8 protein-coding genes are annotated in these 11,256 nt (G+C 53.7%); 2 read left to right on the forward strand and 6 right to left on the reverse strand.

Features of this window, described 5'->3' with window-relative positions; genetic code table 11:
* Positions 1–36: 36 nt before the first annotated feature.
* On the reverse strand, positions 37–1,674 hold the full coding sequence (locus AC3G2T_RS11985; protein ID WP_488435583.1) for a carboxylesterase/lipase family protein: 1,638 nt from the start codon (positions 1,672–1,674) through the stop codon (positions 37–39).
* 155 nt (positions 1,675–1,829) lie between these two features.
* On the opposite strand from AC3G2T_RS11985, the gene AC3G2T_RS11990 reads away from it, so the two are divergent.
* Together AC3G2T_RS11990 and AC3G2T_RS11995 are read left to right on the forward strand one after the other, a co-directional pair.
* Positions 1,830–4,946 (forward strand): hybrid sensor histidine kinase/response regulator, encoded by a 3,117-nt coding sequence (locus AC3G2T_RS11990; RefSeq protein WP_488435584.1) that lies wholly within the window; start codon positions 1,830–1,832, stop codon positions 4,944–4,946.
* A gap of 39 nt (positions 4,947–4,985) precedes the next feature.
* Positions 4,986–6,113, forward strand: a complete 1,128-nt coding sequence (locus AC3G2T_RS11995) for an SMI1/KNR4 family protein (protein WP_488435585.1) — start codon at positions 4,986–4,988, stop codon at positions 6,111–6,113.
* A 32-nt stretch (positions 6,114–6,145) separates the two neighbouring features.
* Here AC3G2T_RS11995 and AC3G2T_RS12000 read toward each other — a convergent pair whose 3' ends face one another.
* The 5 genes from AC3G2T_RS12000 to AC3G2T_RS12020 form a co-directional block, all read right to left on the reverse strand.
* On the reverse strand, positions 6,146–6,973 hold the full coding sequence (locus AC3G2T_RS12000; RefSeq protein ID WP_474686431.1) for a carbohydrate ABC transporter permease: 828 nt from the start codon (positions 6,971–6,973) through the stop codon (positions 6,146–6,148).
* Positions 6,970–7,857 (reverse strand): carbohydrate ABC transporter permease, encoded by an 888-nt coding sequence (locus AC3G2T_RS12005; protein ID WP_474686429.1) that lies wholly within the window; start codon positions 7,855–7,857, stop codon positions 6,970–6,972. The genes AC3G2T_RS12000 and AC3G2T_RS12005 overlap by 4 nt, the downstream gene beginning before the upstream one ends.
* Before the next feature lie 90 nt (positions 7,858–7,947).
* On the reverse strand, positions 7,948–9,267 hold the full coding sequence (locus tag AC3G2T_RS12010) for an ABC transporter substrate-binding protein (RefSeq protein ID WP_488435586.1): 1,320 nt from the start codon (positions 9,265–9,267) through the stop codon (positions 7,948–7,950).
* Between the two features lie 655 nt (positions 9,268–9,922).
* Positions 9,923–10,972, reverse strand: coding sequence for an NAD(P)-dependent alcohol dehydrogenase (locus AC3G2T_RS12015; RefSeq protein ID WP_488435760.1), 1,050 nt, complete (start codon positions 10,970–10,972; stop codon positions 9,923–9,925).
* A gap of 84 nt (positions 10,973–11,056) precedes the next feature.
* Entirely contained in the window at positions 11,057–11,215 is a 159-nt protein-coding gene (locus AC3G2T_RS12020; protein ID WP_488435587.1) for a hypothetical protein, read from the reverse strand.
* Positions 11,216–11,256: the final 41 nt, after the last annotated feature.

Genomic DNA, 11,256 nt, shown 5'->3' on the forward strand with positions numbered 1-11,256 from the left:
CCCGATCCCTCCCTTATGTCTGTATGGTGAAGCCTGTTATTGGGGCATCTGCCAAAAAAAGCGGTCCTTGAAAAGAACGCCCGTCAAATATTGGATCGTGTGCGGGTCCAGCGTATCGTGCATCTCCTGCAAAATATGCTGCCGCCGATACATATCCGCGGACATGCGAATGCGGGCATGGTGATTGTCGGCATCAAGCAGCAGAATCCGCTCTTGTCGATCGCTATGCCACGGCAGCCACGGGGTCAGGCCGGACTGCTCTCCGTTCGGATCTCCGGTATGCAATAAATTGCCCAAATATGTCATCATGCGTTCCGACAATTCCATTCTTCCGGGCTTATTGTGCGGCGTGTAGTAAGCCCCGGGATGCATCCTGTTCAGCATGCCTTCTTCATGGCCGGTCCAAAAATCGACATCGGCTCCGTGCGAAGAGCCGAACAGTTCCGGCAGCGGCGAAGCGACGACTTCGCTGTTCGCCCCCCAGGCAAACCGAAAAACATACACCGGAGGCGGAGCCGCGGACTCGTGAAGCGCCTCGGCGACAGCGTCGGCGTTAAAGCCCGCATACAGCTTGCTGCCGAAAGTCTTAGCGAGAGTGTACAGCGCGAGCTTGTGAGGATCTTCCAGCAGCTTTCCGGTTTGGACATCGCTCATAAAATCCGGCTCAAAAAACAAAAATCCGGAAAATTCGTCCAGCGTCGAGCCGACGATCATCGGAACTCTACGGTATGATTCTTCCTTAAGCAGCTGAAATCCCGCTTCAGGGATGACATAGCCGTCCTTGAACAGATGCGGGAACCGGTTCATCCTGATTTGCCCGGGACCGACGAGCGGCAAAAACTCCTCGCCGCTCCGGCTTCTCAGATAGGCGGCGACATCCCGCGCATCGCTGCTGCGAAGCCACCGCTCGGCCTCCGCCGGCGAGTCCGCCCGCCCGTCCTGCAGAAGCAGCCGGCTCGCGACTTCGTCGGCAAACCGCTCGCCGAGCCCGGTTTCGACCAGCGTCATGCCGCCGCTCAGGCATACGGCCTTCGCGTACAGGCCCGCCGCCAGCGGAGAAATCGTGAGCGCCATAATGTTCCGCGCACCCGCCGATTGGCCGGCCACCGTCACATTGCCGGGATCGCCGCCGAATGAACGAATATGGTCCTGCACCCAGTGCAGCGCCTGAATGATGTCCAGCAGCCCGTAATTGCCGGAATCGTCGAGCGGATCGCCCGTCGCCAAAGCTTTGCTGCGAAACCAGCCCATCGCGCCCAGGCGGTAATTGATCGACACAATGATACTGTCCGTACGCCGGCACAACACATCGCCTTTGAACTCTTCGCCCGAAGCATTCATGTTCCCGCCGCCGTGAACAAATACGAGAACGGGCAAATGCACGCGGTCGTGGGCCGGTCTCCACAGATTGAGATACAAGCAGTCTTCGCTGCCGACGGCTGTCCCGTCCGGCCATTGCAGTTGAAGCGAACAGGACGCAAACCGCTTCGCCTCCCGCACGCCTTCCCAAGCGTCCGGCTGCTGCGGCGCTCGCCACCGCAGCTCGCCGACCGGCGGTTTGGCGTAAGGGATGCCCAGCCACCCCCATATCCCGCGCTCCGCGTCTTCCACACCTTCTACGATGCCGCTGCGCGTTGTTTGGCGGATGCCGTATTGAAAATTATAAGTATCCATAGACTCGCCCCCCTGTTAAAATATAGAAATGAATCCACTATAAACGGTTTTGAGCTGCACGTGGAGAATCAATCTTGCGAAAACATACTCTAATCTACTATATACACTACCATGCATTCGAAAGGGCTGTCGAAAAAAAGAGTATGCCGAACTCAATGAGCAAGATGACCAATACGCAAATGATTCTGCTGATCGGACTAATCTGCGCGGTCATGACCGGTTTCCGGTTATTGTGGATCGCCTTTCAGACAGTACCTGCGCATCCGCTTGCCGCACATGGCGTCCTGGATCTCCGGAGCATGAGCGCCGACGTCACCGCCCCCATTCCGCTGGAAGGCGAATGGGAGTTGTACCCGCAGCAATGGTTGATGCCCGGCGAGGGCGGCGGACCCGCACCGGCTGCGAATCCGACATACCTTCGCGTCCCGGGCAAATGGGACAGCGCGATCTCGTCCGGCGCCGGCGCACGCGGCTACGGAACGTACCGCCTGCTCGTCCGGACCCGCGATAACCGGGATACGCTGTACGGTATCCGGGTATTGGAAGAGGCCAGCGCCTCCGACATTTACGTGAACGGCCATTTGATCGGCGGCAACGGGCGGCCGGCCGAGTCGCAAGCACTGCACAAAGCCGGAAACGCGCCTTATTCCGTATATTTCACGGCGAACGGAAATACGATCGAGATCCTCATGCGTGTATCCAATTACGAGTTCGCGCGCGGCGGAGGCCTCGTCGGTTCGGTGAAATTCGGCACGGCCGAAGCCATTCAGCGCCAATCGCTGTTCTACATCTCCACAAACATGATAGCCGCCATCGTTATGTTTCTGTACGGATTCTGCGCCTTCATCCTGTATTTGCTCCGCAACAGAGTCAGGGTGCTGCTATATTTTTCGCTGCTTCTGTTCAGCGGGGCAGGCACGATCATGACGAACTATGAGAAGCTGCTGCTGGCCGCAGTACCCTCCCTCAGTTTCGAATGGTCCATGAAGCTCCAGTATCTTTCTTATTGCGGCACGGCGCTGTCCGTCATCCTTTTTTTGAAGCATCTATTTCCGGAGTACGGGAAAGCCGGATACATCTCCCGGTCCATTGCGGTATGCGGCGCAATCACGCTGCTCTGCTTGTTCGTTCCGGGCTCGTACGTGATCGCGGTCCGACCGCTGTTCGTATTGCTGACTGCGGCATCGGCAATCATCGTTCCCGTCTTTTATATCCGCGAAGCCTGGAAAAGAAACGAAGGCTCCTTCTATATGCTGCTCGGAGCATGCGGTACCCTTTCCCATACGATATGGAGCGTAGTGGCCAACGTGGGATTGAACGAGACCGCTTATTACCCGTTCGACTTGATTGTTTCTTTCTTCAGCCTGGCCTTATTCTGGTCCGTCAAATTTTTCCGGGCCACCGCGGACACGAAACAGCTAGCGGAAGCGCTCCAGCAAGCGGACCGCAACAAGGACGAGTTTCTCGCCGTTACTTCTCATGAACTGCGCAATCCGCTTCACGGAATGATCAATATTGCCCGGACCGTCATCGATACCGCCAAGCATTTGCTGGACGACAAGCATATCAAAGATTTGGAACAGCTCATCTCCGTCGGGCGGCGGATGTCTTTTCTGCTGAACGACCTTATGGACCTGGACCGCCTGAAAGCGAACGCCGTCCGGCTTGAAATCGCGAGCACCCACGTACAGCCGGTAGCCTCGGTCGTCCTGGACATGCTGCAATTTATGACCGAAGGCAAAATCATTCGCCTGGTAAATGAAATACCCGCCGGGTTCCCGGCCGTGAAAGCCGACGAAAACCGGCTGCAGCAAATTTTGTTCAATCTGATCCACAATGCGGTCAAATATACGCATGAAGGATCGATTTCGGTCAGCGCGGAGCTGCGGGGCGGAATGGCACATATCCATGTCCACGATACCGGGAGCGGCATGGACGAACAGATGCAGCGGAAAATTTTCCAGCCCTACGAGCGCGGCGACGCCAACTTTACGGATTCGGAAGGGGGCCTCGGTCTCGGATTAAGCATCTGTACCCGGCTAATTGAAATGCATGGCGGAACCTTGACGGTTCGCTCGCAGCCGGGTCTCGGCTCGGTTTTTACGTTCACGCTGCCGCTGGCGGAAGCTGCCGATCAACAAGCCGCCCCCGATGACAAAGAGCTGCTTGCAGCTCATTCGGGCCGGGAAACCGCAGTTGCAGCCGCAGCCGCCGTATCGGTTCCCGCCAAAGAGCCTTTCTTTTTGCCGATCGGGCACATGTTTGGAAAATCGAGGATTTTGGTCGTAGACGACGATGCGGTCAACCTGAAAATTTTGCACAACCTGCTTTCCGCCGAGTCTTACGACGTCGTCACCGCGACGAGCGGCCGCGAAGCGTTGACGCTGCTGCATGCGGGCTACTGGGATCTCGTCATATCCGACGTGACGATGCCCCGCATGTCCGGCTACGAGCTGACCCGCGCTGTTCGCGAGCGCTTCTCCATCTCGGAGCTTCCGGTTCTGCTGCTCACCGCGAGAAATCGGCCGGAGGACGTGTCGATGGGCTTTTTATCCGGGGCCAACGATTACGTTACGAAACCGCTGGATGCGTTGGAGCTTAAATTCAGGGTCAGCACCTTGACGAACCTGAACCGCTCGTTCCGCGAACGCCTCAATCTGGAAGCCGCGTGGCTGCAAGCTCAGATCAAACCGCACTTTCTCTTTAACGCTTTGAACTCGATTGCCGCGCTCAGCGAATTCGATATGGCGCGCATGCGGGACCTGCTGGAAGCTTTCACCCGGTATTTGCGCGCAAGCTTCGACTTCCACAACCAGGACCAGCTCATTCCTCTGGAGCATGAATTGGAACATGTACGTTCCTATTTGTCCATTGAAAAAGAGCGGTTCGAGGACCGGCTCGAGATCGTTTGGGAGCTGAACGGAGGGCAGCATCTGCTGGTGCCGCCGCTATCGGTTCAGCCTCTCGTAGAAAACGCCGTCCGCCACGGCATCATGGGCCACGCGAAAGGGGGAACCCTCTGGATACGGGTCATCGAGCAAGCGGACGGAACGGAAATTGCCGTATCGGACAACGGCGTTGGAATGACCGAGGAGCGACTGCAGGAGGTGCTGAACAGAACTACGGATGAACGCCAAGGGGTAGGCCTGTACAACCTGGATCGCCGCCTCAAGCAGTTGTTCGGCCAAAGCCTGAACGTCCGCAGCGAGCCGGGCCACGGCACCACTGTGACGATGTTCATCCCGGATCAGTCAGGGCGGGGGCGAGATTGACGTTTTCACATCTCAGATTCCAAAACGAGGTGTTTTAATATGAAAAGATCGATTAACAAAATGACGGAAATTTTCAGAAAAAATGCAGGATCGCCACAAAGTAAAGAGTTCACGAATAAGATAAAAAGCTTATTAGATCAATACAAGAGTCTTTTTGACGATGATTGCCCTTATGTGCTTAATGACAGATTATCCGAGAGACAAATCAAGCAGTTTGAAGCCTCGGCAAACGTTGTATTGCCTCAAGACTACAAAGATTTCTTACTAAACATCGGGGATGGTGGGAGATATGTAAGACAGTTCCCTTTGTCCTTATCGCATGCAAAAGAGTGTATGGAAACTTGTTTACGTAAGTCTGCCGGCTTTGAATACATGAGTCTGCCATTTAGTTTGGAAACCTGCAGCAAGCATTTTGATGATAACTTTAACGATGAAGATGACGATGTTACAGATGAAGAATACGAAAGGACAGTCGCAGAGGCACTGCAAGGCACAATCACTTTACATAACGACGGCTGCGGCTACTTTATAGTTCTGGTTGTATCAGGTGAATTGGCCGGAAAATTGTTTTACATAGATACATGTCACGGACAAGGTGTATATAAAGTTAGCGATTCGTTTGAAGATTATTATGTGAAATGGCTTAATCGTAAAATCACGGAGCGATCCGCTTATTTGGAACAGAACGATCGATTTGAATGCATCATTACCAAAATAAAGCTGGGCGGAAATGTTAGAGATTTAGAGGTGAAAAAGGTACAAAACGGTGTTAAGTTCCAGTTTGAGTTTTTCTGTCCAAATGATTTTGTGCGGGAAGGCGGGTATTCCGAATTAACTCAAATCAACGACAAATTAGTAGTCTCCTTATACATGGAGCATAAATCGTACAGTCCTTTGGAGCTCGTAAAGCTGGCGAATAATACGACTCTGGATTCTATTGAGCAAATAAAACTCATCGGGAATAGGTCCGAGCATGTTGTGAGCGGGCAGGTTAACAGACTTTTTAAATATGATATGGGGCAAAATGCTTTCCCCTTGTATATTGAAACGCTGAAACAGGAAGTTTTAATTCAAGGAGTTGCTGTTCCAAATCTATCGATTGGAGATACCGTACAGGTAAAAGGCAGATTATGCGGATCGGTATATAAAATTACACGGCATAAATAAAAGGACAACCCTGAAGGTTGCCCCAAAACTCATCAGCCTTTGACCGCTCCCGCGACCATGCCTTTAATAATGTATTTTTGCATGAACAGGAAAAATAGGATCGGCGGTGTCGTTGTAAATACGACTGCGGTCAAGGCGTAGTTCCATTCGCTTTTGTACTGTCCGAAAAACTTGTAGGAAGCAAGCTGCAAAGTCGCTTCTTTGCCGTTGAGCATGATGAGCGGCAGCAGGAAGTCGTTCCAGATCCACATCACATTCAAAATCGCCACCGTGCTGATGACCGGCACCATGATCGGAAACACGATCCGGTAAAAGATGCGGTACGACGAACAGCCGTCGATGGACGCGCACTCTTCGAGCTCCAGCGGTATCGATTTGACGAAACCGTGGAACATGAAAATCGCCAACGGGCAGCCCAGTCCCCAGTAGATCACATTGAGACCGTTCAGGCTGTTGATGAGATGCAGTTCTTTGGACAGCTTGGTCAGCGTAATCATGAACGATTGAAACGGCAGCATCATCGGCGCGATCGCCAGGAAGAACAGGAATGTGCTGAGCCTGCTTTTTGTGCGGGACAGCTTGTAGCCGGCCATCGAGCCGAAAATGAGAATGCCGATTACGCTTACGGCCGTTATAAACAAGGTGTTCAGGAACAGCTTCGGATAATTCATCAAATCCCACACCTGCGCATAATTGTCCAGGCTGAAATGGCGCGGGAGGCTGACCACATTCGTCACGACTTCGGTGTAATCCTTGAACGTATTGATGACGACGAGAAACAGCGGATACAGGAAAACGCAGGTGAGCAGGATGACGACGATTTCGAGCAGCAGCAAATTTCTTTTGTTGCGCCTGGTCATGCTTCCACTTCCTTGCTTTTAAAATATTTCACCTGGACGACGGTAATGAACAGGATGAGGAGGACAAAAAGCAGCGATTTGGCCGTCGCATAACCGAAACGGTTGTTGACGAACGCTTCATTATAAATGTCGAGCGTTATGCTGGTAGTCGTCCCGCCCGGCCCGCCGTAGGTGAGCGTATAAATGATATCGAACACTTTGAGCGAGTTCGCAATTGTCAGGAAGAAGGCGACGGTCAAGGAAGGCATGAGCAAAGGCAGCGTAATTTTGAAAAAACGTTCGAATCCTTCCACACCGTCGATGGCAGCCGCTTCGTTCAACTCCGATGGAATGGACTGCAGCCCCGTTATATAAATCATCATGTAAAAGCCGATGGATTGCCAGATGCTGACGAGCACAATCGAGACAAAAGCGAGATGCTGTTCGCCGAGCCAGCTCCATTGCAGCAGCTCCAGATGGGTAACCGCATAAAGAGCGTCAAAAACACGCGTAAATATGAATTTCCAAATAAATCCAATAATCACCAGACTTATGATGTTCGGCACGAAAAAGGCCGCGCGAAGCACGCCTCTAGACTTGAGCGCTTTTGTTAAAACAACGGCTAACGCAATCGCGATCACGTTGGTCAACACCACGTTCAATACGGCGTACAGCAAGGTGAACAGCAGCGCTTTCAGCGCCCCCGTATCGGTCGTAAACAGCTCGGTAAAGTTATCGAGCCCGATGAACCGGATGTTTTTGCCGACTCCATTCCATTTGGTAAGCGAATAATAGAGCGACATGAGAAACGGAGCGACGGCGGCAAGCACAATAAAGGCGAGAGCCGGTGTTACAAAAACAAAAAATTCCGTGTAATTTTTGACCGATTTCGTTAATACTTTCATCACGTTCACTCCGGTATCCGTGGTTTTTTGCCTGAATCAAGCCGGAAGAACACTTCCGGCTCGAACAGCAAACTGCTGGGAACTGATGCGTCAATCAGCGGCTTTGGCGAGTTTGGCCCAGGTTTTGTCCAGCTCATCCTTCACTTGATCGCGGGTCGAGGCGCCGCCGACGTATTTTTGCAGCAGCTCACCCGCTTTTTGCTCGAATCCGTCCGGCCAGTAGCCTTTCACCCAAGGGTATGTCACGCCGCTTTTAATAAACTCGGACGTCGCTTTCGCCAGTTGGGCATCCGGGAACGGTGCGTCCTTAATCGTAGAAATTTGCTTCGTTTCGTTCGGAATGAATTTTTTGCCGTAATCGGAGGTGGTCAGCCAGTTGAAAAATTGCAGCACTTCTTTCAGGTTTTTGGAATCTTTGTTGATGCGGTAAATAATGTTGGAATCGACCATCAGCCCGGCCTTGGACGGGTCTTCTCCGACCGGTCCGGCGAGGAAGCCGATGTCAAGATCCTTGTTGATTTTGCGGATCGATTCCTCCGCCCACGTCCCTTGATGCATCATGGCTGCCTTGCCCTGCGCGAACAGGCTGACCTGTGCGTTAAAATCCGTCTCCAGCGGCTTCGGATTGCTGTATTTTTTGGTCAGATCCAGAAGATCGAACACATTCATCGCTTCTTTAATGTCGCTCAGCTTCTTCTTGCCTGCGTTGATATCGGCAAAAGTTTGAGCGTAGTTGCCGCCCATCGAGGCCATAACCTGCGTAAACGTCTGCTCCATCACCCACCACTCTTTGTACCCGTTGGCAAAAGGCGTGATGCCTTTATCCTGCAGCTTTTTGGCCGCATCTTCCAGTTGGCTGAACGTCTTCGGCAGCTCCGTTATGCCTGCCTCGGCGAACAGCTTTTTGTTGTAAATGAACGAGTGCGCCTGCAAAATGAGCGGATACCCGATCACTTTGCCGTTCAGCGTCACGCCGGTTTTGGCCGAATCGACGATGTTTTTCATAAAATCCTCGTTCGTCAAATCGTAGGAGTAATCTTTGTACACGTTGTTGTCATTGTAAGCGCTCGACATAAAAATATCAGGAATATCGCCGGAATTAATCCGCGTCTTCAGCAGCGTCGGGTAATCGTCCTGATGAATCGTAATGTCGAGCTTCACATTGGGGAACTGCTTGTTGTACTCCTCAGCCAATTTGTGCATCGCGTCGCTCATTTCAGGCGCATACTGCAATATGCTGATCGTCACCGGCTTGGCGTCCTTTTTGGCATCGCCCGGAGTTGCCGCGGCGCTCTCTTTGGGCGCTTGACTGGAAGCGGCAGTCTCGGGCTTGGAGCCTGCGGCACAGCCGGAAAGCACAGATGCCAACATCGCTGCGGCGCCAACCATACTCACGTATCTCTTGGTCATTTGGTTCATAGCCTCCCTTTGTTTTGAAAGCGTTTATCGTATCGCTACCTTTATTAAACCGGATTTCATGTGCAGGGTCTATGCAATATCGTGGCTTGTTGCGGGTAAAAAAATGGCATTTGCCGTGGAGAACGCAGGGGCAAACAACCGCCTGGAGCGGCGCAAAAGGCGGGAACGCCCGGAGCCGGCAGGTCCGCAGGCGCCGCGGGGGCGACGGTGATGCGCGGCGGAACATCATGAGGCAGCTTGTGATAAGCCGGTTCGTAGAAAAAGCCTGCGAAAATGCAGGTTTTTTCGATGAAACTTGTTCATTTTGACGAAAAGCCTGCGATTGTGCAGGAATTTTTGATGAAAATGAATCTGGGCCCATGTGCCCGGTGAAAAGCCTGCACTTTTGCAGGAATGTTTCGCGGCCAGCGCCTCAACGAACAAAAAAACTGCACTTTTGCAGGCTTTCTCCGCCAGCAGTCAGGCAGCCGGGCGATCGGCCCACGCGTGTGAGATGCTCAACAGCCTGCGCAATGTCCTCCCAGTTGCCCCAAAAACCCAAATGTAGCCGCCCGACCGCCGTCATGCAGCGCAGCACCCCGCGCTGGGAGCTGCGCGAAGTGCAAAAAAAGCCTTGCCGCCAATTGCGCAAGGCTCCGGCGCGGAGCTATCCCGCGTTGTTTGCATCCGGGTATATCATGATTTTGATGCTCGTGTCCTTTTGGTTGATCGCAGTTTCCAGCGCCTCGCCAATCGAGCTTAGAGGGAACTTGTGTGTGATGACTTTACGGATATCCTGCTTGCCGCCGCTTAACGCCTGGATCGCCGCCGGGTACGTGTTCACGTAACGGAACAGCCCGTACACGTCCAGCTCGGAGTCGACCAGCAGCGGAATGTCTATCGGGATCGCATCGCTGACCGGCAGACCGACCAAAACGATGCGGCCTCCGCGCTTCACGGTGCGGATCGAATCCGCGACGGCCCGCGCATTGCCGGAAGTTTCGATGATGACGTCGATGCCTTTGCCGCCCGTCCATTGCTGCAATTGTTCCTGCATGCCGCCGTCCAGCGGGTTCAATACGTTCGCGGCGCCCAGATCTTTCGCCATATCCCGGCGGAAACCAACGACATCGCTGCCGTAAATTTCCGTCACACCGAACAGCTTGGCCGCTTCGATCGCAAGCAAACCGATCGGACCCAGACCGAGCACGAGAACGCGGTCCTGAGGCTGAATTTTCACCCGTCTCATGGCATGAAATCCGACGGACAGCGGCTCCAGCAAAGCGCCTTCTTCAAAAGACATCGAATCGGGCAGCTTGAACAGGAAATCGCTTCGCACGGCCACATACTCGGCCCATGCGCCGTCTACCGGAGGAGTCGCCATAAATACTACGTCAGGACACAGGTTATAGCGCCCCGCCTTGCAATATTCGCAGCGTCCGCAAGTCACTCCCGGCTCAACGGCGACGCGATCACCCACCGCCACATTCGTGACGTCGCGGCCCACCTGGACAACCTCGCCCGCCAGCTCGTGTCCGAGAATGATCGGCTTTTTCACCTCGTACCTGCCGATTTTGCCGTGCTCGTAGTAATGTACATCCGACCCGCAAACTCCGATGCAGTATACTTTGACAAGCGCCTCGTCAGCCTTCGGCTCGGGGCGGGGCACCTGCCGGATGGCGATAGAATGAGGCCGATCCATGACGGCCGCGGTCATTTGAGAAATGGTCACAATTACTCCTCCTTTGGTGGATTCAGCCATGCTTGCCCAAGAGGGCGGCTAAACATGCACATTATAAAATCATTTGGTAAACGTTGTAAAGACGCTAAACGGAAATACTTGGCGGTGGCCCAGTGGCCCCCCGGCGGTGCCTCCCCTCCTCCATCCGCGTATGGCGAGCCGCAGATGCCTGCCGTGCAGCGCTACGATGCGCGCCGGGAGAGGCGCACATCTAGCCACCGGCAGTGCCTCCCCTCCTCCGCTCGCGCAAGGGCCCGCTC

The organism is Paenibacillus sp. sgz302191 (assembly GCF_057749925.1).

Excerpts from the sequence above, each read along its gene's own strand:
- AC3G2T_RS11985 (WP_488435583.1), bottom strand. The coding sequence starts at position 1,674 with ATGGATACTTATAATTTTCAATACGGCATCCGCCAAACAACGCGCAGC.
- AC3G2T_RS11990 (WP_488435584.1), top strand. The coding sequence starts at position 1,830 with ATGAGCAAGATGACCAATACGCAAATGATTCTGCTGATCGGACTAATC.
- AC3G2T_RS11995 (WP_488435585.1), top strand. The coding sequence starts at position 4,986 with ATGAAAAGATCGATTAACAAAATGACGGAAATTTTCAGAAAAAATGCA.
- AC3G2T_RS12000 (WP_474686431.1), bottom strand. The coding sequence starts at position 6,973 with ATGACCAGGCGCAACAAAAGAAATTTGCTGCTGCTCGAAATCGTCGTC.
- AC3G2T_RS12005 (WP_474686429.1), bottom strand. The coding sequence starts at position 7,857 with ATGAAAGTATTAACGAAATCGGTCAAAAATTACACGGAATTTTTTGTT.
- AC3G2T_RS12010 (WP_488435586.1), bottom strand. The coding sequence starts at position 9,267 with ATGACCAAGAGATACGTGAGTATGGTTGGCGCCGCAGCGATGTTGGCA.
- AC3G2T_RS12015 (WP_488435760.1), bottom strand. The coding sequence starts at position 10,972 with ATGACCGCGGCCGTCATGGATCGGCCTCATTCTATCGCCATCCGGCAG.